General features: G+C 57.7%; 20 protein-coding genes and 4 tRNA genes. 16 read left to right on the top strand and 8 right to left on the bottom strand.

Translation table 11 applies throughout. The annotated features are described in order from the left end of the window. Nucleotides 1–110: 110 nt before the first annotated feature. The 7 genes from alaS to mgtE all read left to right on the top strand — a co-directional run bounded on the left by alaS (nt 111) and on the right by mgtE (nt 6,700). Nucleotides 111–2,729, top strand: a complete 2,619-nt coding sequence (alaS, locus tag HU722_RS22665; RefSeq protein WP_065873999.1) for an alanine--tRNA ligase — start codon at nt 111–113, stop codon at nt 2,727–2,729. Nucleotides 2,730–2,824: 95 nt separating this feature from the next. Beyond that, the gene (locus HU722_RS22660; protein ID WP_065873998.1) at nt 2,825–4,066 is read left to right on the top strand and encodes an aspartate kinase; all 1,242 of its coding nucleotides are present in this window, start codon (nt 2,825–2,827) and stop codon (nt 4,064–4,066) included. Between the two features lie 173 nt (nt 4,067–4,239). Next, entirely contained in the window at nt 4,240–4,428 is a 189-nt protein-coding gene (gene csrA, locus HU722_RS22655) for a carbon storage regulator CsrA (protein WP_003175645.1), read from the top strand. 62 nt (nt 4,429–4,490) lie between these two features. After that, a tRNA-Ser gene (locus HU722_RS22650) sits at nt 4,491–4,581 on the top strand. 108 nt (nt 4,582–4,689) lie between these two features. Continuing rightward, nucleotides 4,690–4,766 (top strand) — tRNA-Arg (locus HU722_RS22645). A 72-nt stretch (nt 4,767–4,838) separates the two neighbouring features. Next, nucleotides 4,839–4,915: transfer RNA gene (locus HU722_RS22640), tRNA-Arg, on the top strand. A gap of 339 nt (nt 4,916–5,254) precedes the next feature. Beyond that, nucleotides 5,255–6,700, top strand: a complete 1,446-nt coding sequence (mgtE, locus tag HU722_RS22635) for a magnesium transporter (RefSeq protein ID WP_065873997.1) — start codon at nt 5,255–5,257, stop codon at nt 6,698–6,700. Nucleotides 6,701–6,802: 102 nt separating this feature from the next. On the opposite strand, the gene HU722_RS22630 is transcribed toward mgtE, so the two are convergent. The 3 genes from HU722_RS22630 to HU722_RS22620 all read right to left on the bottom strand — a co-directional run bounded on the left by HU722_RS22630 (nt 6,803) and on the right by HU722_RS22620 (nt 7,925). Further along, nucleotides 6,803–7,129, bottom strand: coding sequence for an Arc family DNA-binding protein (locus HU722_RS22630; RefSeq protein ID WP_003193592.1), 327 nt, complete (start codon nt 7,127–7,129; stop codon nt 6,803–6,805). Between the two features lie 377 nt (nt 7,130–7,506). Then, a complete protein-coding gene (locus tag HU722_RS22625; protein WP_065889864.1) occupies nt 7,507–7,686 on the bottom strand; it encodes a PA3371 family protein in 180 nt (59 codons plus the stop codon). 11 nt (nt 7,687–7,697) lie between these two features. Next, nucleotides 7,698–7,925, bottom strand: a complete 228-nt coding sequence (locus tag HU722_RS22620; protein WP_065874022.1) for a hypothetical protein — start codon at nt 7,923–7,925, stop codon at nt 7,698–7,700. A gap of 325 nt (nt 7,926–8,250) precedes the next feature. Between HU722_RS22620 and HU722_RS22615 the strand changes: the two genes are divergently transcribed. Together HU722_RS22615 and HU722_RS22610 are read left to right on the top strand one after the other, a co-directional pair. Further along, a tRNA-Arg gene (locus HU722_RS22615) sits at nt 8,251–8,327 on the top strand. A 640-nt stretch (nt 8,328–8,967) separates the two neighbouring features. After that, nucleotides 8,968–10,353: an MFS transporter gene (locus tag HU722_RS22610; RefSeq protein WP_065889862.1), complete on the top strand. Its 1,386-nt coding sequence runs from the start codon at nt 8,968–8,970 to the stop codon at nt 10,351–10,353. A 59-nt stretch (nt 10,354–10,412) separates the two neighbouring features. On the opposite strand, the gene HU722_RS22605 is transcribed toward HU722_RS22610, so the two are convergent. The 4 genes from HU722_RS22605 to flgA all read right to left on the bottom strand — a co-directional run bounded on the left by HU722_RS22605 (nt 10,413) and on the right by flgA (nt 12,998). Further along, nucleotides 10,413–11,162 (bottom strand): flagellar brake protein, encoded by a 750-nt coding sequence (locus tag HU722_RS22605; RefSeq protein WP_065873993.1) that lies wholly within the window; start codon nt 11,160–11,162, stop codon nt 10,413–10,415. 96 nt (nt 11,163–11,258) lie between these two features. Further along, complete coding sequence (locus tag HU722_RS22600) at nt 11,259–11,729, bottom strand: flagella synthesis protein FlgN (protein WP_065873992.1); 471 nt, start codon at nt 11,727–11,729, stop codon at nt 11,259–11,261. Nucleotides 11,730–11,777: 48 nt separating this feature from the next. Next, nucleotides 11,778–12,092 (bottom strand): flagellar biosynthesis anti-sigma factor FlgM, encoded by a 315-nt coding sequence (gene flgM / locus HU722_RS22595; protein ID WP_065873991.1) that lies wholly within the window; start codon nt 12,090–12,092, stop codon nt 11,778–11,780. A gap of 141 nt (nt 12,093–12,233) precedes the next feature. After that, nucleotides 12,234–12,998, bottom strand: coding sequence for a flagellar basal body P-ring formation chaperone FlgA (flgA, locus tag HU722_RS22590; protein ID WP_065873990.1), 765 nt, complete (start codon nt 12,996–12,998; stop codon nt 12,234–12,236). Between the two features lie 81 nt (nt 12,999–13,079). On the opposite strand from flgA, the gene HU722_RS22585 reads away from it, so the two are divergent. The 7 genes from HU722_RS22585 to HU722_RS22555 all read left to right on the top strand — a co-directional run bounded on the left by HU722_RS22585 (nt 13,080) and on the right by HU722_RS22555 (nt 19,386). Then, nucleotides 13,080–14,012 (top strand): chemotaxis protein CheV, encoded by a 933-nt coding sequence (locus tag HU722_RS22585; RefSeq protein ID WP_065873989.1) that lies wholly within the window; start codon nt 13,080–13,082, stop codon nt 14,010–14,012. A 43-nt stretch (nt 14,013–14,055) separates the two neighbouring features. Next, nucleotides 14,056–14,883 (top strand): protein-glutamate O-methyltransferase CheR, encoded by an 828-nt coding sequence (gene cheR / locus HU722_RS22580; protein ID WP_065873988.1) that lies wholly within the window; start codon nt 14,056–14,058, stop codon nt 14,881–14,883. Nucleotides 14,884–15,185: 302 nt separating this feature from the next. Next, nucleotides 15,186–15,593 carry a flagellar basal body rod protein FlgB gene (gene flgB / locus HU722_RS22575; RefSeq protein ID WP_010208346.1) on the top strand — a complete coding sequence of 136 codons (408 nt, stop codon included), beginning with the start codon at nt 15,186–15,188 and terminating at the stop codon, nt 15,591–15,593. A gap of 3 nt (nt 15,594–15,596) precedes the next feature. Continuing rightward, nucleotides 15,597–16,040: a flagellar basal body rod protein FlgC gene (gene flgC, locus HU722_RS22570; RefSeq protein WP_065873987.1), complete on the top strand. Its 444-nt coding sequence runs from the start codon at nt 15,597–15,599 to the stop codon at nt 16,038–16,040. Between the two features lie 16 nt (nt 16,041–16,056). After that, nucleotides 16,057–16,782, top strand: a complete 726-nt coding sequence (gene flgD / locus HU722_RS22565) for a flagellar hook assembly protein FlgD (RefSeq protein ID WP_065873986.1) — start codon at nt 16,057–16,059, stop codon at nt 16,780–16,782. A 31-nt stretch (nt 16,783–16,813) separates the two neighbouring features. Beyond that, a complete protein-coding gene (gene flgE / locus HU722_RS22560; RefSeq protein WP_065873985.1) occupies nt 16,814–18,118 on the top strand; it encodes a flagellar hook protein FlgE in 1,305 nt (434 codons plus the stop codon). Nucleotides 18,119–18,297: 179 nt separating this feature from the next. Beyond that, nucleotides 18,298–19,386: a hypothetical protein gene (locus HU722_RS22555; protein ID WP_186754431.1), complete on the top strand. Its 1,089-nt coding sequence runs from the start codon at nt 18,298–18,300 to the stop codon at nt 19,384–19,386. A 90-nt stretch (nt 19,387–19,476) separates the two neighbouring features. Here the strand turns inward: HU722_RS22555 and HU722_RS22550 are convergent, their stop codons facing one another. Beyond that, entirely contained in the window at nt 19,477–22,374 is a 2,898-nt protein-coding gene (locus HU722_RS22550) for a ribonucleoside-diphosphate reductase subunit alpha (RefSeq protein WP_065873983.1), read from the bottom strand. Nucleotides 22,375–22,863 lie beyond the last annotated feature (489 nt).

Genomic DNA, 22,863 nt, shown 5'->3' with positions numbered 1-22,863 from the left:
AAACACGCTGTACCCCCGGCAAAGGGCCGATATAATGCGGCCCTTTGCCGTCGCTCCGTCTGATGATGTTGCGCATTGGCCTTTGGCCGCAGCCTCCGTGGAAGAACCTAATGAAAAGCGCAGAAATCCGTGAAGCCTTCCTTCGCTTCTTCGAAGAGCAAGGTCACACCCGTGTCGCCTCCAGCTCCTTGATCCCAGGCAATGACCCAACCCTGCTGTTCACTAACGCGGGGATGAACCAGTTCAAGGACTGCTTCCTGGGCCAGGAAAAGCGCGCCTACACCCGCGCCACCAGCAGCCAGAAGTGCGTGCGTGCCGGCGGCAAGAACAGTGACCTGGAAAACGTGGGCTACACCGCCCGCCACCACACGTTCTTCGAAATGCTGGGTAACTTCAGCTTTGGTGACTATTTCAAGAAAGATGCGATTACGTTCGCCTGGACCTTCCTGACCGGCGTGTTGAAGCTGCCAAAGGAAAAACTCTGGGTAACCGTGTACGCCACGGACGACGAAGCGTACGACATCTGGACCAAGGAAATCGGCGTGCCCGTCGAGCGCATGATTCGCATCGGCGACAACAAGGGCGCCCCGTACGCTTCCGACAACTTCTGGACCATGGGCGATACCGGCCCGTGTGGCCCTTGCACCGAGATCTTCTACGACCACGGCGCCGACATCTGGGGTGGCCCACCGGGTTCGCCGGAAGAAGACGGCGACCGTTACATCGAGATCTGGAACAACGTGTTCATGCAGTTCAACCGCACCGCCGATGGCGTGTTGCATCCGCTGCCTGCGCCGTCGGTGGATACCGGCATGGGCCTGGAGCGGATCAGTGCGGTGATGCAGCACGTTCACTCCAACTACGAAATCGACCTGTTCACCAACTTGTTGAGCGCGTCGGCCGCGGCCATTGGTTGTGCCAATGAAAGCCAGTCTTCGCTCAAGGTGGTGTCTGACCACATCCGTTCCTGCGGTTTCCTGATCGCCGACGGTGTGTTGCCTTCCAACGAAGGCCGTGGCTATGTGCTGCGCCGTATCATTCGTCGCGCCTGCCGTCACGGTAACAAGCTGGGCGCCACTGGCAGCTTCTTCTACAAAATCGTGGCCGCACTGGTTGCCGAGATGGGCGAAGCCTTCCCGGAACTCAAGCAGCAGCAAAGCAATATCGAGCGCGTGCTCAAGGCTGAGGAGGAGCAGTTCTCCAAGACCCTCGAACACGGCCTGAAAATCCTGGAGCAGGACCTGGCTGAACTCAAAGGCACCGTGGTGCCTGGCGATGTGGTGTTCAAGCTGTATGACACCTATGGCTTCCCGATGGACCTGACCGCCGACATCGCCCGTGAGCGTGAGCTGACCATTGATGAGGCCGGTTTTGAGCGTGAGATGGAAGCCCAGCGCGTGCGTGCCCGCTCCGCCAGTTCCTTCGGCCTGGACTACAACACCCTGGTCAAGGTTGACGTGCCTACCGAATTCATCGGTTACAAGGCTACCGTTGGCGCTGCCAAGATCGTTGCCATCTACAAAGACGGCAAGTCGGTCGACGTGTTGAGTGAAGGCGAAGAGGCGGTTGTGGTCCTGGACCAGACGCCGTTCTACGCCGAGTCGGGTGGCCAGATTGGTGACTGTGGTTTCCTGAGTTCGACGTCCGGCCGTTTTGAGGTGCGCGACACCACCAAGACCGGCGGTGCGTTCCTGCATCACGGTGTGTTGGTGCTGGGCAACTTGACGGTCGGTGCGCCGGTGGACACTCAGGTCGATGCCGATGTACGCCATGCGACGGCGTTGAATCACTCGGCCACTCACCTGCTGCACGCCGCGCTGCGCCAGGTACTGGGCGAGCACGTCCAGCAGAAAGGTTCGTTGGTCGACAGCCAGCGCCTGCGCTTCGACTTCAGCCACTTTGAAGCGATCAAGCCCGAGCAGATCAAGGCCCTGGAAGACATCGTCAACGCTGAGATTCGCAAGAACACCGCGGTAGAAACCGAAGAAACCGACATCGAGACCGCCAAGGCCAAAGGCGCCATGGCGCTGTTCGGCGAGAAGTACGGCGACAACGTGCGTGTATTGAGCATGGGCGGCAGTTTCTCTGTGGAACTGTGTGGCGGTATCCACGCCAACCGTACCGGCGACATCGCCCTGCTGAAAATCATCAGCGAAGGGGGTGTGGCGTCCGGTGTGCGTCGTATCGAGGCCGTCACCGGCGCTGCGGCCCTGGCCTACCTCAATGCGGCTGAAGAACAACTCAAGGAAGCGGCCAGCCTGGTCAAGGGCAGCCGTGACAACCTGATCGACAAGCTGTCGGCTGTGCTGGAGCGCAACCGTGCGCTGGAGAAACAGCTGGAGCAGTTGCAGGCCAAGGCGGCCAGTGCGGCGGGCGACGATTTGTCGGCTTCTGCGGTGGACGTCAAGGATGTGAAAGTGTTGGCTGCGCGCCTGGACGGTCAGGACGGCAAGGCGCTGTTGGCCTTGGTCGATCAGTTGAAGAACAAGCTCGGCCGCGCAGTGATCCTGCTCGGCGGTGTCCATGAGGATAAGGTCGTTCTGGTTGCCGGTGTAACCAAGGACCTGACTGGCCAACTCAAGGCCGGTGATTTGATGAAGCAAGCCGCCGCGGCAGTGGGCGGGAAGGGCGGCGGTCGTCCGGACATGGCGCAAGGCGGTGGTGTAGACGCTGGCGCCCTGGACGCAGCCCTGGCCCTGACCGTGCCGTTTGTCGAGGCAGGTATTTAAGGCACTGTTAATCAGCCCGTGGTCTAGTCGCGGGCTGGTTCGGTGCTGGTTGATTGGTTATCAGGCGCCCCTTTACGGGCTGAGGCGGCTTAGAAATGGCTTTGATCGTACAGAAATTTGGAGGCACCTCGGTCGGCTCTGTCGAAAGAATCGAGCAGGTGGCCGACAAGGTTAAGAAGTTCCGCGATGCTGGCGACGACCTAGTGGTGGTGCTGTCGGCCATGAGCGGCGAGACCAATCGCCTGATCGATCTGGCCAAGGCAATCAGTGGTGATCAACAGCCGCTCCCGCGTGAGCTGGATGTGATCGTGTCCACCGGCGAGCAGGTGACCATCGCCTTGCTGGCCATGGCGCTGAATAAGCGCGGTGTGCCGGCGGTGTCCTACACTGGCAGCCAGGTGCGTATCCTCACTGACAGCGCGCATACCAAGGCGCGCATCCTGCAAATTGATGATCAGAAAATTCGTACTGATCTGAAAGCCGGCCGCGTGGTAGTTGTGGCGGGCTTCCAGGGTGTGGATGAGCAGGGCAATATCACCACCCTCGGGCGTGGCGGTTCAGATACCACCGGCGTGGCGCTGGCGGCGGCGCTCAAGGCCGATGAATGCCAGATTTACACCGATGTGGATGGTGTCTATACCACCGATCCGCGTGTGGTGTCCGTGGCTCAGCGCCTGGATAAGATCACCTTTGAAGAGATGCTGGAAATGGCCAGCCTTGGTTCCAAGGTGTTGCAGATCCGCGCGGTGGAGTTTGCCGGCAAGTACAACGTTCCGCTGCGCGTATTGCACAGCTTCAAAGAGGGTCCGGGCACCCTCATTACTATTGATGAAGAGGAATCCATGGAACAGCCAATCATTTCCGGTATCGCTTTCAACCGTGATGAAGCCAAGCTGACCATCCGTGGCGTGCCAGACACCCCGGGCGTGGCGTTCAAGATCCTGGGCCCTATCAGCGGCGCGAACATCGAAGTCGACATGATCGTGCAGAACGTTTCGCACGATAACACCACCGATTTCACCTTCACCGTGCACCGCAACGAGTACGATGCGGCGGAACGGATCCTGCAGAACACTGCGCAGGAAATCAGTGCCCGCGAAGTGATCGGCGACACCAAGATTGCCAAGGTGTCGATCGTGGGTGTGGGCATGCGTTCCCATGCCGGCGTTGCCAGCCGTATGTTTGAGGCCCTGGCCAAGGAAAGCATCAATATCCAGATGATTTCCACCTCCGAAATCAAGGTTTCGGTGGTGATCGAAGAGAAGTACCTGGAACTGGCTGTACGTGCGCTGCATACCGCTTTTGAGCTGGACGCTCCGGCCCGACAGGGCGAGTGATGCAGTGCCAGAAAGGCGCGGTTTACCGCGCCTTTCATTTTTTGTAGGGCGCATGTTCTTTTGCGTGGGCTCGACAATACTTAGGTGGTAGGGCTACGGCTTTTGGGTTGTAGGTCGAATGCCTTTTTTTTGCAGACTGTTGTTCCTGAACTGAAATGCGTGAGGAGAAAGGTATGTTGATTCTGACTCGTCGTTGCGCAGAAAGCCTGATTATCGGTGATGGCGAAATCACCGTGACCGTGCTCGGCGTCAAAGGCAATCAAGTACGTATCGGGGTTAACGCTCCGAAAGAGGTAGCGGTGCACCGCGAGGAAATCTACCTGCGGATCAAGAAAGAGAAGGACGAAGAACCAAGCCTTTAATTTTTATCGTTTTTTATGTTTGCAAACGGGGATGAACGTGGTTAATATACGCCCCGTGTTGCGGAGAGCTGGCCGAGTGGCCGAAGGCGCTCCCCTGCTAAGGGAGTACACCTCAAAAGGGTGTCGGGGGTTCGAATCCCCCGTTCTCCGCCATTATTTGCTTAGTACGTTGCAATCTGGTTTTTTCGGTAAGTTGTTGAAATTACTCGAAAAAATAGCTTTACATAGAGATTGAACGGCCTATAATGCGCGGCAACAAATGCACTCGTAGCTCAGCTGGATAGAGTACTCGGCTACGAACCGAGCGGTCACAGGTTCGAATCCTGTCGAGTGCACCATTTAAGAGTCAGTTGCAGCAATGCAGGTGATTCGGTTACAACCAGTTGTGATCTGGTCTAAAAACACAATCTGCACTCGTAGCTCAGCTGGATAGAGTACTCGGCTACGAACCGAGCGGTCACAGGTTCGAATCCTGTCGAGTGCACCATACAAACAAAAAGCCCGCCTAGTGCGGGCTTTTTGCCGTCTGGGGTTTGTGTAGGATTTGTTCTTTTTCTCCTCTCTCATGTGTTTTCCTTCCACACGGCGTCGTCGCAGTTCATAGATGCAGCCAATGCTTAGCTTTGGCTCGCAAGCGCTTGTTCTTTCCAGTTTTTTAACGTTTAAAGTGGCCGGGCGGTGTATCATTGCGCCCGTCAGCCCCGCCGGGGCTTGTGGAATACCTCCATGGACTTACCCAGTAGTTACTCAGTACCCCGTTTTACCAATCATGAATTGACTGATTGATCCTTCCGGCGTGCCCCGCTGCTGGGAGTGGAGTTCGCCTATGACCGAAGTAGAAGTAAAGAAAAAAACACAAGACAGCCTGCAGGATCGCTTGGCTCAAGTTATCGAGCTGCTGCAGCGCCAGCGCGTGGTCGAAGACCTTACGCACCGCCAGGATGGTCCGAATAACGACTTGGTCGAAAACCTGGTCCATCGGCAAAACCTCGTCGAGCTGCAACGCAAGCTCGATGACCTGCACTCCGCCGACGTCGCCTATATTCTCGAAGCCCTGCCGCTGGATGACCGACTGGCCCTTTGGCAATTGGTCAAGGCTGATCGTGACGGCGACATCCTGCTCGAAGTATCTGACTCAGTCCGTGAAACCCTGATCGCCGACATGGACGACCACGAGCTCCTGGCTGCGGCCAAGGAGATGGACGCCGACGAGCTGGCTGACCTTGCCCCCGAGCTGCCACGTGATGTTGTCCATGAGCTGATGGAAGCGCTGGACACGCAACAGCGCGAGCGCGTGCGCTCTGCGTTGTCTTACGATGAGGATCAAGTCGGCGCGCTGATGGACTTCGAGATGGTCACCATCCGCGAAGACGTTAGCCTGGAAGTGGTCCTGCGCTACCTGCGCCGGCTTAAAGAGCTGCCTGGTCACACCGACAAGCTGTTCGTGGTCGACTACGAAGGCATTCTCAAGGGTGTACTGCCGATCAAGCGTCTGCTGGTCAATGATCCGGACAAGATGGTTGCGGATTTGATGGCCAGCGATACGGTGAGTTTTCACCCGGATGAAGATGCCTACGACGCGGCGCAAGCGTTCGAGCGTTATGACTTGATCTCGGCGCCGGTGGTCGACAAGAACGGCAAATTGATTGGCCGTTTGACCATCGATGAGATCGTCGACCTGATTCGTGAAGAGAGTGAAACTGAAGTCCTCAACATGGCGGGTTTGCGTGAAGAGGAAGATATCTTTGCGTCGGTCTGGCGCTCGCTTCGTAACCGCTGGGCCTGGCTGGCGGTCAATCTGGTTACCGCCTTTATCGCCTCGCGTGTGATCGGCTTGTTCGAGGGCTCCATTGAGAAGCTGGTAGCCCTGGCCGCGTTGATGCCGATTGTGGCCGGTATTGGCGGCAACTCCGGCAACCAGACGATCACGATGATCGTGCGCGCGATGGCGCTGGACCAAGTGAGTACGGCTAACTCATCGCGTCTGTTGCGCAAAGAGCTGGCCGTGGGCCTGATCAACGGTTTGGTGTGGGGTGGGGTGATCGGTGTGGTGGCCTACTTGCTCTATGGCAGTTGGTCGCTTGGCGTGGTGATGACTGCTGCCATGACCCTCAACCTGCTGTTGGCGGCCCTGATGGGGGTATTGATCCCCATGACCCTGGCCCGTCTTGGACGCGACCCAGCGATGGGTGCCAGCGTGATGATCACAGCCATGACCGACAGTGGTGGCTTCTTCATCTTCCTGGGCCTGGCGACGATATTCCTGCTCTGATTCCATCCAGTGGGGGCAAATCTGCCCCCACCTCACATCCTCTTCCCGAATTGCGCGCAAAAAAAAGCCAGCACATGGCTGGCTTCGGCTTTCAGCTGCAAATCAATTGGCTTCTGCGGCCGCCTCAACGTCGTGCGCGATAAGCGAGACGAGAGCATTTTGCTGGCGGTGGGAAAGCTGGCGAAAACGCTGCAGCAGTTCGCGTTCGTGCAGCGACAGCTCGGGGCTGTCCAGGCGCATGCTCAACTCTTCGCCCAACGCACCTTCCTGAATGAGGCTTTGTTCCAGGCGCGCGATGATTTCGGAGTTCATGCTGCGGTGATGATTGCGAGCCACCTCGGCAATGCGTTCCCGCATTCCGTCTGGCAGACGTACGACGAACTTGTCAGCCGTACGGCTGGAATAAATTGCCTGTTTCAATGGGCGCATATATTTAACCGGTTAGTTCAGGGGAGCGGTTTTTGGAATTGGCCGCAAGATGAGTGTTAAGACAAGACTCACGACCAAAGTTCAACCCGAATTGCAAAGAGGCCGCATCATGCCTCAGATTTGCCAGTTCCTTGGCGTCAATTCTGTGACAAATATTGAACCGACTAAAGGCTTTATGCCAGCACTCATTTGTTTTTTTGCGGACTGGTTGGAAAAATCTTCTACGCGTGATTCCGCGAGGGAACTTCCCGGAACTCCAGACCAGCACAGGGTTTGAGGCCGCACATCCTATAGCAAGGTGGCACTTTGCCCTTAGGTTTAAGACTAGTGGCAATTTGCCGATTAGCCAGAGCCAGGCGACATAAGGTAGGAGGAGATTAGCGAAGGACTGGGTCGAACTTGATACGACGACCGACAATGAGGGTGATCAACAACAGGCTGGCAAACACACCGGTGGCAATGAATGCGGTGGTTTGGCCGTCTTGCGATTCGGCGCCCAAGCCCGCGGCGCCGGTGAAGGCGGTCAGGCACAAAAACAGCCAGGCAGATTTGGTCATTTACGATTTCCTTAGAAAACCCAGTGTTCAGATGCAGGTGCAGCGTGGGTGCCTTCGGTCAGGCGTACCGGCGATTGCGCGTTGGGCGTCATTACCGCCAGCTGCGGCCGCTGTTGCAGGTGATGCGGGACAGCCTGGCTGATCTGCGCGGGATCGTTAGCGCCAGTCGATTGAAAATGGAATGTAACCAATACAGCCAAGGCTACAGTGTTGAGGGCTAACAGAAGGGCACTGTTCATGGTCATGTTCTCCGCTTAACGCCGTGGCTTATTGGGTTTGTAGGAGAAGTATTGCAGGTCTCGTGCCAATCTATTAATCCATTAAAATCAATGGCTTGAGTGTACTTTAAAGGGTCGAAAGGTTGCAATTTGCAATGATGGCATTTTGAGGGAGTGCATTTTGCACGATGGCGGCAAGTGCCCGGGTTTACGGGGCGAAACTGCGATCAGCCCGGCAGGGATCGGCCTACACTCAAAAAGCCGACGGACGACATGACAAAACCCACCTCGGCCGTTAACATGCACGCCGTCCGTCGCCGTGCCCTTGGCCAGACGACTGTCATTTGTCCCAGTAGCTCAATTGGATAGAGCATCCCCCTCCTAAGGGGAAGGTTGGCCGTTCGAACCGGCCCTGGGACACCATCTACTTCAAGGCTTTCAGCTATCCTCCCTCTGCCCGGTACGGCATCTCCGTGCCCCGAGCTGCGCAGGCCATACTTGCGCAATGCCCCCGCTCAGCAGTCCACAGTCACTCCGGTGTAAAGCGTGCGCCCATCACCTGGAGAATGCAGGGGGGGCTTGCGCGTCACTTCTCAGAATTACATGGCTATGAGCTGATGGGCGTCGGTGCCTCTTACATCGGCTTCATTCGTGCTGAGCCGCCCGATATATCCCTGGCTGACCGCGTCGCGAAGGATTTTTGTGCGCTCTACAACACTGGCGATGAAAGCCTGCCAGCACAGGTTCGTGTAGCCACAGAGGCGATCTCCGGTCGCAGGCACCTGTGGTTGCGTTACGTGGAGTGACGCTGTGTGAAAGCGAGAAGCCCTGAGAGCTGAGCATTTTCGATACTTTTGTCGAACCTTGTCGGTGTTCAGGGCTCTCAGCACGTGCGCGGTGTATTTATCGCAACTTATGTACCTTGCAAGTGGCCGGGCAGCGTCTGAGCTATTACGCAAAATAATCCCCGGAAACAGCGCATGTTGCCTGTCCGGACCCGGCCACCCCGGACTATCATGCCGATAGCCCTACCTCTCACCGCAAGGAGCCGCTCGGAACGCCGATGCGCCAAATCTGGAAATCTTTTCGAGCCCTCTATTTCGCCTCTTTGATGATGCTGATCGGCTCCGGCTTGCTCAGTACCTACCTGGCCTTGCGCCTGGCGGCCGACCATGTCGACAGCCTGTGGGTGGGTGCGCTGATGGCGGCCAACTATTTTGGCCTGGTGCTGGGTGGCAAGATCGGGCACCGCCTGATTGCCCGGGTCGGGCATATCCGCGCCTATGCCACCTGTGCTGGCATTGTCGGCGCGGCGGTGCTGGGCCATGGCCTAGTCGACTGGCTGCCGGCCTGGATCGTGCTGCGGATCATCGTGGGCCTGGGGATGATGTGCCAGTACATGGTGATCGAAAGCTGGCTTAATGAGCAGGCCGACGCCAAGCAGCGTGGCGTGGTGTTCAGTGGCTACATGATTGCGTCCTATCTGGGCCTGGTGCTCGGCCAACTGATCCTGGTCATGCACCCCCAGCTTGGCCTTGAATTGCTGATGCTGGTCGCGCTGTGTTTTGCCCTGTGCCTGGTGCCGGTGGCCATGACCCGGCGTATTCACCCGGCAGCGCTGCATCCGGCGCCGATGGAGCCGCGCTTCTTTATCAAGCGCGTGCCGCAGTCACTGAGTACTGTGCTGGGGGCGGGCTTGATTGTCGGTTCTTTCTACGGTCTGGCGCCGCTCTATGCGTCGCAGCAAGGGCTCAGCACCGAGCAGGTCGGCTTGTTCATGGGTAGCTGCATTTTTGCCGGCTTGCTGGTGCAATGGCCGCTGGGCTGGTTGTCGGATCGGTATGACCGAGCACTGCTGATCCGCTGTTTTGCCTTGTGCCTCGCGGTGGCGGCATTGCCGCTGGCGATCATGACCAAAGTCCCGCTGGAAGTGCTGTTTGTCGCCGGGTTCCTGTGCTCGCTGGTGCAGTTTTGCCTGTACCCGTTGGCCGTGGCGTTTTCCAACGACCATGTCGAAGGCGATCGTCGGGTCTCCCTGACAGCGATGCTGCTGGTGACCTACGGTGTCGGCGCCAGCATCGGGCCGTTGTTGGCGGGCGTGGTGATGAAGCTCTTTGGCAGCCAGATGCTGTACGCGTTCTTCAGCCTGTGCGCGGTGATTCTGGTGTGGCGTATCCGGCCCAAAGCCGTGACCAACCTGCACCAAGTGGAAGATGCGCCACTGCATCACGTGGCAATGCCTGACAGTATGTCCAGTTCACCGCTGGTCGCTGCCCTGGACCCGCGGGTTGATGAGCAGGTGGTGCAAGAGCAGATGCAAAACACCGTTCCCGACCCGGAGCCGGAAATCGAGCCGCAACCACCGACGGATGAGCCGCCCTTTGAGGGACCGCCGGAGCCGCTGGGGCCCGAAGAGCATCCGCATGACTTGAGCAGGGCGCGCCCCTGAAAGCAAAAACGGGCAGATCCCTCAAGGATCTGCCCGTTTTTTATTGCGGTTGTCAGGGTTTAAAAATCGTCGTCTTTGTCGAAGCGCCGTGCTTCACGTTGGAGCTGGTAGACAAAACGCTCGACCTGACGCTGCACCAAACCACTCATGTTGTGGAAGCGCACGCCGGCGAAGGTGGTGTTGATCCTTTCTTCGAAATGCAGATGACGCAGTTCGACCGAGGTGGTCATGCTGCCAAAGGGCAGGGCCGCGATAAACCGGTCGTAGACCTGGCCCAGTTGCAGGCGCTCGGAAATGTCGCCTTCAAAACGCAGTTTGCAGCCGGTAGCGGAAATATCCAGCAACTTGCCGTTGACCGGCGCTTGGAGTTTCTCGCCGCCCAATTCAATGTTGACCAATTGCGCCAGCTTCAACGCGGCGCGAAAGGCATTGCGCCGTTGATGGTAGACCACCTCGTCCGGTAGGCCGCCGGTGTAAATACGGTGGCCGTCCTTTTCGGTTACGGTCAGCGTACCGTTGCTTTCCCAGGCGACGCGCACACCGTCATGGAAGCCTTCAATGCGGAAGGGTTCGCCATTCTCGAGGTGGCGTTCGCCGTCGCGGGGGATCATTTCATCCAGGGCGAGGGTACCGCCGTCCCGATTGACGTCCACCAAGTAGCTCTGGAAGCGTTGGCTGCGTTCATGGAAGGTAATGATCAGCGGGTCATGGCTTTCTTGCAGCATCCGCAAGGTGCCGGCGATTTCCAGAGGGGTGGTGAGGACCTTGGGTGGCTGCGGGGCATCTTCCGCATTAAGGGCGTTGAACACGGTTCTTCCATCTCCAGACAAAATACGACTACACGCAAGAGCAGGCATTCTGCCAGTATGTGGCGCGCCTTGGATAGGCCGCGCTGTAAACGGGCGTCAGGCTTGGCTGCGGGTGCTTGGCTTGACCAGGCGCGAGGTAGAACCTTGCGCGTTATATAGCGCCGGAGGCTCACCGCCGTGAAGTATACGCAACTGGTTCGCGGTCGTAGCTTGCTGAAGCTGGATCGACTGACCGTTGAGCAGGTTGGCTTCCTGGCACAGGGAGAGCAATTGATTGAGTTCTTTGCTCTGGGCCAGTAATTGGTCGCCGACCGAGGAGTGGCTGGCCAACTGCGCCAGGCCGTCCTGGTCGGCGGGCAGGCCCAGGCTGATGAGGATCTGGCTGCGTTTTTTGCCGTGCTGTTCCAGCAGGACAATCAACGACTGCTTGCGCGCCAGAATTTCTTCCAGCAGGGGCATATCGCGGCCGTAGAGGGCCAGGGATTCCTCCCTGAGCAGCTCGAGCAGCTGTTGCGTCGGCGCTAGATCATCAATGATCAGCTGTAGCAGATTTTCGTCGTGATGCATGGCTGGCCTTGGGTTTTAAGCGTCCAAAAGCCCGGCGCAGGCCTTTGCCTAGCGCTCGGCTTCGAAGTTAAGCAGCTTGCTGGCTACACGGTTGCTGTCGACTTTATAGCTGCCATCGGCGATTGCCTGTTTCAATTCAGCCACACGGGCTTTATTGACCACCGGTTGATCGCGCAGCGAGTCAGTGACCTTCTGCAACTGTTGAGCCTCATTGCTCAGGTGTACGGATTCCCCGCTCTGGCTGGCGCTGGCCTGTTCTGCCTTGGCAGGCAGTGGCTGGGCCTTGGCCTCCACGCTTTCCTTGGAACGCGTAGTGCCTGCCGTTGATGGGGCGTTATTCAAACGACTGAAATCGATGACCATGATAAAAAAACCTCTGGGTATTTGGACGCTTGCCATGTTTTCGGCAATACCCGGATTAACTTTAGGCGCGAATGACAATAAATCTCCGCACGGAACATCTCGTGCACAGTGTAGAAAAACCCAGCGTCCACTACCAGCAATCTATAAAGCGACCTCGACTTGCCCCGGCGCCGTTACCCTGGCCTTGATGACCCGGTTGGAATTGAGGTTCTTGACGCGTATCTGTTCGCTCATACCGCCGTTGGACAAGGCTTCCCCCGGCATTTTTACCTGCAGTGCACCACTGCTGGCGGAAATGACCACCTGATCGCCCTTGCGAATCACCTCTGCCTGCTCAAGATGCACCAGTGTGATCACCTGGTCAGTGACCACTGGTCGGGTCAATTTCTGCCCGACGGCCTGATCGAGGGACGTCAGGTAGCCCTGACTGATCATGCTGATGTCGCGCTCGCGCAACACAACGTCTTCGAAACCGATGATGCCGGTGCGTTTGAGTGGGCGGGCCACCACCACCACATCGCGAAACAACTTGACCTGGGCCGGCACGAACACGGTCCAGGGCGAGGCGCCGTCGCAGCGAACCTTGACCGTCACGCGGCCAATGGGCTGTGCCGGGCTTTCCAGGGTGGCTGTCAATTCCTTGTCGCACATTGGCATGCGCAAACGCGGGTCCAACTGGTTGACCTGGATTTCATAACGCCCTGGCGTCTGTGTGGTCGCCAGATAATCTTCTACAGTGAACTCAAGAAAGCCTTGAGTGACGCCGATAAGTAGATCAGGCAGGGTGACGTTATCTGCGCGGGCTGTGGCGCTCAGACCCAAGGCGAGTATCGCCAGCGGTGTGCAGAACAATCTGCAAAACCGTGTAGGGTTGGCGCGTCGGGAAACCGTCGTTTTAATATCCATAATCAATAAATAGCAAAGCTCGTGCCGTTTAGCGTTGGGTGCGCGTCGCACCCTCAAAGGTTTTAGCGTAGGAGTCTGGGCATGGCAGGAGTAATGGATTCAGTAAACCAGCGCACACAGCTGGTAGGGCAGAATCGCCTGGAGTTGTTGCTTTTTCGCCTGGATGGCAAACAGCTGTATGGCATCAACGTGTTCAAGGTGCGGGAAGTGCTGCAATGCCCCAAGCTGACGATCATGCCCAAGTCCAGCCCGGTGGTATGTGGCGTTGCCAATATCCGGGGTGCGACGATCCCGATTCTTGATCTGGCCCTGGCCACCGGTTCTGCAGGTTTGCAGGACCGCCAGAATCCATTTGTGATCATCACCGAGTACAACACCAAGACCCAGGGTTTCCTGGTGCGCTCGGTGGAACGTATCGTCAACATGAACTGGGAAGAGATCCATCCGCCGCCCAAGGGCACGGGTCGCGATCACTACCTCACGGCAGTGACGCGGGTGGATAACCAGTTGGTCGAAATCATCGACGTGGAAAAAATCCTCGCCGAAGTGGCACCCACCTCGGAGTCGATTTCCGTGGGTGTGGTGGACGCTGAAACTGCGCACAAGGCAGTCTCCCTGCGCGTGTTGACGGTGGACGACTCTTCTGTGGCCCGTAAACAGGTGACCCGTTGCCTGCAAACCGTCGGCGTGGAAGTGGTGGCCCTCAACGATGGTCGCCAGGCGTTGGATTACCTGCGCAAGCTGGTGGACGAGGGCAAGAAGCCGGAAGAAGAATTCTTGATGATGATCTCCGACATCGAGATGCCGGAAATGGACGGCTACACCCTCACGGCGGAGATACGCAACGATCCACGCATGCAAAAATTACATATCATCCTGCATACTTCGTTGTCGGGTGTATTCAACCAGGCGATGGTCAAGAAGGTCGGTGCCGATGACTTCCTGGCCAAATTCCGCCCCGATGACCTGGCATCCCGGGTCGTCGAGCGGATCAAAGCAGCAGATCACGGCTAGGGGCTTTTTCCCTGGCGGTCACACGATTTAAGAGGCGGTATCAGTGTCTACGGGTAATTTGGATTTTGAACAGTTCCGGGTCTTCCTGGAAAAGGCCTGTGGCATATTGCTCGGTGAAAACAAGCAGTATCTGGTATCCAGCCGTCTCAACAAACTGATGGAGCAGCAGGGCATCAAGTCGTTGGGTGAGCTGGTCCAGCGCATCCAGGGCCAGCCGCGCAGCGGGCTCAAGGAAATGGTGGTCGATGCCATGACCACCAACGAAACCCTGTGGTTTCGCGACACCTACCCCTTTGAAGTGCTCAAGAGCAAAGTGCTGCCGGAGGCCATCAAGGCCAGCCCGGGCCAGCGCCTGCGCATCTGGTCGGCGGCGTGCTCCTCGGGGCAGGAGCCGTACTCGATCTCGATGTCCATCGATGAGTTCGAGCGGACCAATATGGGCCAATTGAAGGCCGGTGCTCAAATCGTGGCCACCGACCTGTCCGGCACCATGCTCACCAACTGCAAGACCGGCGAGTACGACAGCCTGGCGCTGGGCCGTGGCCTGTCCCCGGAGCGCCTGCAACGTTTCTTCGACCCGAAAGGGGCGGGACGTTGGGCGATCAAAGCGCCGATCAAGAACCGTGTGGAGTTTCGCTCGTTCAACCTGCTCGACAGCTACGCCAGCCTGGGCAAGTTCGACATGGTGTTCTGCCGCAACGTGTTGATCTACTTCTCCGCTGAAGTGAAGAAGGACATCCTGCTACGCATCCACGGCACGCTCAAGCGGGGCGGCTATTTGTTCCTCGGTGCATCCGAAGCGCTGAACGGTTTGCCGGATCATTACCAGATGGTGCAGTGCAGCCCTGGGATCATTTACCAGGCTAAATAGTACGCAAATCTAAATGTGGGAGCGGGTTTGCTCGCGAATGCGGTGGATCAGTCATAGATAAGTTGACTGACCCACCGCATTCGCGAGCAAACCCGCTCCCATTTTTTTTGCGGCAATTTTCCCAACAGCGGCAACTCTCCATTGCCGCTTTACTGGCGCCACGCGGAAACCTCTTGCCGCTTTTCTGGCATTGCCGCCGGCAACCGCCCCGCAAACCCTTGATATACGGGCCTCCGCAAGATTGGCATGCACCTTGCTATAACCCTGTTAACGAAAAGCAGGTCAGCCTAAAGGTTTCCGCCATGAGCATCAGCTTCGATAAAGCGCTCGGTATCCACGAACAAGCCCTGGGCTTCCGCGCCCAGCGTGCTGAAGTCCTGGCCAACAACATTGCCAACGCCGACACCCCGAACTACAAGGCTCGGGATCTGGACTTCTCCGCCGTGCTCGCCGCACAGCAGGACAAGACCAAAAACGGCACCTTCGCCTTGAACATGACCAACAGCCGTCATATTGAAGCGCAAGGCCTGAGCAATGGTGACGAGTCGTTGCTGTATCGCACACCGATGCAGCCGTCGATCGACCAGAACACCGTCGACGCCCAGCTTGAGCAATCGGCCTATGCCGAGAACTCGGTGAACTTTCAAGCCAGCTTCACCCTGCTTAACAGCAAATTCAAAGGGCTGATGTCAGCCCTGCGCGGAGAGTAAGCCATGTCCCTGTCCAGTGTTTTCAATATTGCCGGCAGTGGCATGAGCGCGCAGACCACGCGTTTGAACACCGTCGCCAGTAACATCGCCAACGCCGAGACCGTGTCTTCGAGCATTGACCAGACCTACCGTGCCCGTCACCCGGTGTTCGCCACCATGTTCCAGGGTGGCCAGGCTGGCGGCAGCGATTCGCTGTTCCAGGACCAGGGTAATGCCGGTTCTGGCGTGCAGGTGCTTGGTGTGGTCGAAGACCAGAGCAACCTTGAAGCCCGCTACGAACCCAACCATCCCGCCGCGAACGAAAAGGGTTATGTCTACTACCCCAACGTCAACGTGGTTGAGGAAATGGCCGACATGATTTCCGCCAGCCGTTCGTTCCAGACCAATGCGGAAATGATGAACACCGCCAAAACCATGATGCAGAAGGTCCTGACCCTGGGTCAGTGATAAGGGGCGCCAAATAATGGCCATCGTTGATACGAGTAACAACACGGCAGTCCAGGACCTTTTCAACTCCAAGGTCAAGACCGCGACCGACACCAGCAGCGTCAATAGTGCCTCCAAGGCAGCGACGGGCAGCCAGTCGCTGGGCAAGGACGCGTTCCTGCAACTGCTCGTGACCCAACTGAAAAACCAGAACCCGCTGTCGCCGCAAGACAACGGTGCGTTCGTGGCCCAGTTGGCGCAGTTCAGCAGCCTGGAAGGCATCAACACCCTGAACGACTCGGTGAACAACATCTCGAGCAACTTCAGCTCGTCGCAAGCGTTGCAGGCGTCGTCGCTGGTAGGGCGTTCGATCATCACCCAGACCGACAAGGCTCTGGTGGACACCAGCAAGAGCATGACCGGTTCGGTAGCCGTGACTGCGGCGACAGGCAACGTCGCCATCAAGATCACCGACAAAGACGGCAACGTGGTGCGCACCATTGATATGGGCGCCCAGAGTGCAGGCAACTCCGACTTTATCTGGGATGGCAAGAACGACAACGGTGAGGTCGCCCCAGCGGGCACTTACACCTTCGCGGCCACCACCAAGAATGACAAGGGCGACGCGGTTGCCTTGGCAACTTCGCTGCCGGCAACGGTAACCAGCGTGACGTTGAGCAAGACCGGCGGCGAAATGCTGCTGAACCTTGCAGGCGGCATGGGCAGCGTCAAGCTGTCGCAAATCCAGACTATCGGTACATAGAGCCGGCTAAATACGGCAGAGGGAGAGAAACATGTCTTTTAATATCGGCCTTAGCGGCCTCTATGCGGCCAACAAACAACTGGACGTGACCGGCAACAACATCGCCAACGTCGCGACCACTGGCTTCAAGTCGTCCCGTGCGGAGTTTGCGGACATCTACGCCGCCTCCAAACTGGGCACCGGCCAGAACAGCATCGGCAACGGTGTGAACCTGGCGGCTGTGTCCCAGCAGTTCACCCAGGGTGACGTCAACAACAGCGGCGGCGTGCTGGACATGGCGATCCAGGGCGGTGGCTTCTTCGTTCAGAAGGGCAGCGACGGTTCGCTGGAATACACCCGCAGCGGTGCTTTCCGTGCCGACAAAGACGGCTATGTCACCAACAATACGGGCACTTCGCGTTTGCAAGGCTACGCCGCGGACGCGGACGGCAACATCGTCAAGGGCGGCTTGACCGACCTGCAACTGAACCTGTCGTACCTGCCGCCCAAGGCTTCAACCAAGGTGGACTCCACCAGTAACCTGAACTCGTCGTCGCCGGTGATCAACCAGACCACTAAGCCGTTCGATCCTACTGACACGAGCACCTTCACCACCCAGAACAGCACCACTTTGTACGACGCCCAGGGTAACTCCCACGAAATGGTGCAGTACATGGTGAAATCGGACGCCAACGAGTGGAAGGCCTACACGTTGATCGACGGCCGTAACCTGGATGGCACTAAGCCTACAACCACCGGCGCCACCGCCCCCGTGCCAGCGACCTACACCTTTGACGGTGCCGGTAAGCTTACGGGTGTCACCGGTACCGGTGTGGTCGGCACGACCCTGACGCTCACGGGTTGGGTGCCGGGTACGGTGACCAACGGTAATTGGGCGCCAAACGACGCTACAGCGCCGGATATTGCCGTCAACCTGGGTAACGTCACCCAGTACAACTCGGCCAGCTACCGCAACCCGCCGACCACCGATGGTTACGCGACCGGCCAGATCACCGGCCTGAAAATCGACGGCAGCGGCGTATTGTTCGCCACGTTCAGCAACCAGCAGAGCAAGGCCATCGGCCAGATCTCCCTGGCCAGCTTCAACAACGAACAAGGCCTGCAGCCATCGGGCGGCACCACGTGGAGAGAGACTTTCGCCTCGGGCCAGCCGGGTTACGACACCCCGCAAGCCGGTACCTTGGGTTCGATCGTGGCCAACTCCCTGGAGAACTCCAACGTCAACCTGACCAACGAGCTGGTGGACCTGATCAAGGCCCAGAGCAACTACCAGGCGAACGCCAAGACCATCTCCACCCAGAGCACCATCATGCAGACCATCATTCAGATGACGTGATGCTGCTGGTCAGACCCTGACGAAAAAAACCCTCTACGAGGGTTTTTTTTTGCATTCATTTTGTTTGGCGTGATTTTTCATACAGTCCGTGTCCCTAGAGACCACTCGTTTTTACCGGAACGGCCGGCACAGTTTTCCCTACCAAGTAAACCGACAGTGGCTTACGGGTGGAGAAGTCTATGCAATGGGCTCAACAGGTAGCAGGCCAAGCGGCTCGGATTTCTTTTGGCGGCGGAAGCTACACATACGGCACTGAAAACACCAAGGACAACACTGAGGGTGCCGAGAGTCTGGATGCCGACAAGGCGGTCGTTTCTAAGATCCTGAAGGCGTTGGAGGAGGCTCAGAAAACGTCCAAGAGCCAAACCGTCCAGGATTTGCGTGACAAGCTCAATGAGGTACGCAAGAAGCTCGGCGAGGAGAGATTCAAGGAGGTTATTGAGGCGTTAAAGAAAGACGCGTCTGACAGTTGGCTCGCGTTCTTGAAGGCGCTTTTTCCGGAGCTGTTTACTGATGACGGATCTCCCTCTCCACCTGAGCCCATAAACATTGGTGGGGGCGGTGGGGGCGGTGGCGGTGGCGGCCGGGTGAACAGGGAGAATTTTGGTCCTTCCGACGCCATGAGCAACAAGCCCCTCACAGAGGGGGCGAATTACCATGATTACCAGCCCGATAAAAGTGTGCGTGGGAAAAAGCCGGATAACATTTGGAGTGGTTTCTCTCAGGGCTTCGAAGGCAATTGCACGACGGTGTCTTCAATAAAAGCAGCGATGCAGCACTTTGGTCAGGACCCTAAAGACATTTTCAAAAATGTTGAGTTAAAGGGAAATACCTATGAGGTGGAGATGCGTGATGGATTCAAACTCAAACTGACCAAAGATGAGCTGAGCATGGCTGCGCGAGAAGCGCGCTTCAAGGGTGATGACCCTACGTTAATGACCAACGCCAACTTTCTATACGCCGCGAGCGCCAAGCGTGCCCAGATGGAAGGGAACAGTGGCTCACCGGGAGAAAACGACAGAGATGCCACGAGCAGCTACACAGATGCGCTGATAAGCCTGAATGATGGTGAGCATTCCCGTGAAGGCTTGCACAGGCTTGGGCTGAAAAATCACTACAGGCCGGGCTTTCAAAGTGATTTCGAGCGGGGGATGGTGGGGACTTATGAAACGGATGCGCATTCCATGGCGGTGATTGGCAATCATAAGGAGCTATGGGGCAGGCGAGGTGGAGCTCCAGGACCGGGCATTTATACAGTGCTTTTCTAACGACCAAAAAAAACGCCGGCAAACCTAATCATGCTCAGGTTTGCCGGCGTTTTTCAGTTCCGGATCATCACGATCCGTAACCGCCTCAGCTTATTGGCAAGCTTCGCAATCCGGCTCGTCAATCGCGCAAGCCTTTGGCACCGGGGCCGGGCCGGCTGGCGCGGCGAGTACCGAGTCATCACCGTGGTTGCCGCCGCTGGAAACTGCGTTCAGCTTGCCGGTGTTGATGGTCGACTTCTCGGTGCTGGTCGCGGCCAGGGCACGGAGGTAGTAAGTGGTTTTCAGGCCACGGTACCACGCCATACGGTAGGTCACGTCGAGCTTCTTGCCCGAAGCGCCGGCGATGTACAGGTTCAGGGACTGTGCCTGGTCGATCCATTTCTGGCGACGGCTGGCGGCGTCAACGATCCACTTGGTGTCCACTTCGAAGGCGGTCGCGTAGAGCTCTTTGAGTTCTTGCGGGATGCGCTCGATCTGCTGCACGGAACCGTCGTAGTACTTCAGGTCGTTGATCATGACCGAGTCCCACAGGCCGCGGGCTTTCAGGTCGCGAACCAGGTACGGGTTGATCACGGTGAATTCGCCCGACAGGTTCGATTTCACATACAGGTTCTGGTAGGTCGGTTCGATCGACTGCGATACGCCAGTGATGTTGGCGATGGTGGCGGTCGGTGCGATGGCCATGATGTTGGAGTTACGAATGCCTTTCTGCACGCGGGCACGTACCGGCGCCCAGTCCAGGGATTCTTCCAGGTCAACGTCGATGTACTTCTGGCCACGTTGTTCGATCAGGATCTGTTGCGAATCCAGCGGCAGGATGCCTTTGGACCACAGCGAACCCTGGAACGTCTCGTAGGCGCCGCGCTCGTCAGCCAGGTCGCAGGAAGCCTGGATCGCGTAGTAGCTGACCGCTTCCATGGACTTGTCGGCGAACTCGACCGCCGCATCCGAACCGTAAGGAATGTGCTGCAGGTACAGCGCGTCCTGGAAGCCCATGATGCCCAGGCCAACCGGGCGGTGCTTGAAGTTGGAGTTCTGCGCTTGTGGCACTGAGTAGTAGTTGATGTCGATCACGTTATCGAGCATGCGTACGGCGGTGTTGACGGTGCGTTCCAGCTTGGCGGTGTCCAGCTTGCCGTTGACGATGTGGTTCGGCAGGTTGATCGAGCCCAGGTTGCAAACGGCGATCTCGTCCTTGTTGGTGTTCAAGGTGATCTCGGTGCACAGGTTCGAGCTGTGGACCACGCCCACGTGCTGCTGCGGGCTGCGCAGGTTGCACGGGTCTTTGAAGGTCAGCCATGGGTGGCCGGTTTCAAACAGCATGGAGAGCATTTTGCGCCACAGGTCTTTGGCCTGGATGGTCTTGAACAGCTTGATCTTGCCAGGGTACTGGGACAGGGCTTCGTAGTACTCGTAGCGCTCTTCGAAGGCCTTGCCGGTCAGGTCGTGCAGGTCCGGCACTTCGGAGGGCGAGAACAGGGTCCACTGGCCGTCATCGAAGACACGCTTCATGAACAGGTCAGGAATCCAGTTGGCGGTGTTCATGTCGTGGGTACGACGACGGTCATCACCGGTGTTCTTGCGCAGCTCGATGAACTCTTCAATGTCCATGTGCCAGGTTTCCAGGTAGGCACACACCGCGCCTTTGCGCTTGCCGCCCTGGTTGACCGCTACGGCGGTGTCGTTCACCACTTTCAGGAACGGCACAACGCCCTGGGACTTGCCGTTGGTGCCCTTGATGTACGAACCCAAGGCACGTACTGGCGTCCAGTCGTTGCCCAGGCCACCGGCGAATTTGGACAACATGGCGTTGTCGTGGATCGCGTGGTAGATGCCCGACAGGTCATCCGGCACGGTGGTCAGGTAGCAGCTCGACAGCTGTGGACGCAGGGTGCCGGCGTTGAACAGGGTTGGGGTCGACGACATGTAATCGAAGGACGACAGCAGGTTGTAGAACTCGATGGCACGGTCTTCTTTGTGCTTCTCTTCAATCGCCAGGCCCATGGCCACGCGCATGAAGAACACTTGCGGCAGTTCGAAACGGATACCGTCCTTGTGGATGAAGTAACGGTCGTACAGGGTTTGCAGGCCCAGGTACGTGAACTGCTGGTCGCGCTCGTGGTTGATCGCCTTGCCGAGTTTTTCCAGGTCGAAAGTGGCCAGGATCGGGTTCAGCAATTCGAATTCGATACCCTTGGCGATGTACGCCGGCAGGGCCTTGGCGTACAGGTCGGCCATTTCGTGGTGGGTAGCGCTGTCGGCGACACCGAGGAAGCCCAGGCCTTCGGCACGCAGGGTGTCCATCAGCAGGCGCGCGGTCACGAACGAGTAGTTCGGCTCACGTTCAACCAGGGTACGGGCGGTCATTACCAGGGCGGTATTGACGTCGGTCAGGGCCACGCCGTCGTACAGGTTCTTCAGGGTTTCGCGCTGGATCAGGTCACCGTCGACTTCTTCCAGGCCTTCGCAGGCCTCGGTGATGATGGTGTTCAGGCGGCCCAGGTCCAGCGGTGCAAATGTACCGTCGGCCAGGGTGATGCGGATCGATGGGTGCGCTTGTACGGCGGCTTCGTCGGCCGGAGCGCGCACGGCACGTTCCTTGGCACGCGAATCGCGGTAGATCACGTAGTCACGGGCAACTTTTTGCTCGCCGGCACGCATCAGGGCCAGTTCGACCTGGTCCTGGATTTCTTCGATGTGGATGGTGCCGCCCGAGGGCATGCGACGCTTGAAGGTCGCGGTGACTTGTTCGGTCAGGCGGGCAACGGTGTCGTGGATGCGCGACGAAGCGGCAGCTGTGCCGCCTTCAACTGCAAGAAACGCTTTGGTGATCGCGACGGTGATTTTGTCATCGGTGTAAGGAACGACAGTGCCGTTACGCTTGATCACGCGCAATTGGCCAGGTGCAGTGGCGGACAGATCCAGGTTCGAATCAGCGGCCTGCGGCACGGAGCCCTGCGGGTTCTCGCGAGTTGTGTCGGTTTGCATGGGGGGTTGTCTCCACATTCTATATTTATTTGGGCACCATCTCGGTGCCCACCGTTCCGTCCTGAAGCACTTACAGCAGGCCTGGGCCTGGCATAACAACTTCGGGACAGGAGGAAGGGAGCTGTTCGCGCCGCTTCCATGCCGAAGTCTTCGGTTCGGGGCTGAAAAGCCCTTGGCCGTATTCCTGGTGGGTGACAGTTGCCAGGTTCAGACACTGCAACACCCGTACCGTTTTGCGCTGTAGGCGCTTGAAAACGGCTGCCATCCGCGTACGCGGTTTGGGCGTTCAAAAAATGCGTGGGTTCAACCAAACGAGTGCAAGAAAGGGCTTGAGTTTCTTGTCTGATCTGTGTTTGGTTTTTTCGCTCAAAACCCTACATGTAGGGTTTTTTTTGCGCCGGGCTACAAGATAATGCGTTTTGGGGGGCTTAGCAACGCACTACCTGTGGATAACGTTGTGGGTAAAATGTGTATGAAACGTGGAACACC

The sequence above is a fragment of the Pseudomonas tritici genome, from assembly GCF_014268275.3.
GTDB lineage: Bacteria > Pseudomonadota > Gammaproteobacteria > Pseudomonadales > Pseudomonadaceae > Aquipseudomonas > Aquipseudomonas tritici.
Note: the sequence above shows the minus strand (reverse complement) of the source record. Positions and strands in the feature narration are given on the sequence as shown.

Bases quoted from the DNA above. Each gene is read 5' to 3' on its own strand.
- alaS (WP_065873999.1), top strand. From the start codon at position 111: ATGAAAAGCGCAGAAATCCGTGAAGCCTTCCTTCGCTTCTTCGAAGAG.
- HU722_RS22660 (WP_065873998.1), top strand. From the start codon at position 2,825: ATGGCTTTGATCGTACAGAAATTTGGAGGCACCTCGGTCGGCTCTGTC.
- csrA (WP_003175645.1), top strand. From the start codon at position 4,240: ATGTTGATTCTGACTCGTCGTTGCGCAGAAAGCCTGATTATCGGTGAT.
- mgtE (WP_065873997.1), top strand. From the start codon at position 5,255: ATGACCGAAGTAGAAGTAAAGAAAAAAACACAAGACAGCCTGCAGGAT.
- HU722_RS22630 (WP_003193592.1), bottom strand. From the start codon at position 7,129: ATGCGCCCATTGAAACAGGCAATTTATTCCAGCCGTACGGCTGACAAG.
- HU722_RS22625 (WP_065889864.1), bottom strand. From the start codon at position 7,686: ATGACCAAATCTGCCTGGCTGTTTTTGTGCCTGACCGCCTTCACCGGC.
- HU722_RS22620 (WP_065874022.1), bottom strand. From the start codon at position 7,925: ATGAACAGTGCCCTTCTGTTAGCCCTCAACACTGTAGCCTTGGCTGTA.
- HU722_RS22610 (WP_065889862.1), top strand. From the start codon at position 8,968: ATGCGCCAAATCTGGAAATCTTTTCGAGCCCTCTATTTCGCCTCTTTG.
- HU722_RS22600 (WP_065873992.1), bottom strand. From the start codon at position 11,729: ATGCATCACGACGAAAATCTGCTACAGCTGATCATTGATGATCTAGCG.
- flgM (WP_065873991.1), bottom strand. From the start codon at position 12,092: ATGGTCATCGATTTCAGTCGTTTGAATAACGCCCCATCAACGGCAGGC.
- flgA (WP_065873990.1), bottom strand. From the start codon at position 12,998: ATGGATATTAAAACGACGGTTTCCCGACGCGCCAACCCTACACGGTTT.
- HU722_RS22585 (WP_065873989.1), top strand. From the start codon at position 13,080: ATGGCAGGAGTAATGGATTCAGTAAACCAGCGCACACAGCTGGTAGGG.
- flgB (WP_010208346.1), top strand. From the start codon at position 15,186: ATGAGCATCAGCTTCGATAAAGCGCTCGGTATCCACGAACAAGCCCTG.
- flgC (WP_065873987.1), top strand. From the start codon at position 15,597: ATGTCCCTGTCCAGTGTTTTCAATATTGCCGGCAGTGGCATGAGCGCG.
- flgD (WP_065873986.1), top strand. From the start codon at position 16,057: ATGGCCATCGTTGATACGAGTAACAACACGGCAGTCCAGGACCTTTTC.
- flgE (WP_065873985.1), top strand. From the start codon at position 16,814: ATGTCTTTTAATATCGGCCTTAGCGGCCTCTATGCGGCCAACAAACAA.
- HU722_RS22555 (WP_186754431.1), top strand. From the start codon at position 18,298: ATGCAATGGGCTCAACAGGTAGCAGGCCAAGCGGCTCGGATTTCTTTT.
- HU722_RS22550 (WP_065873983.1), bottom strand. From the start codon at position 22,374: ATGCAAACCGACACAACTCGCGAGAACCCGCAGGGCTCCGTGCCGCAG.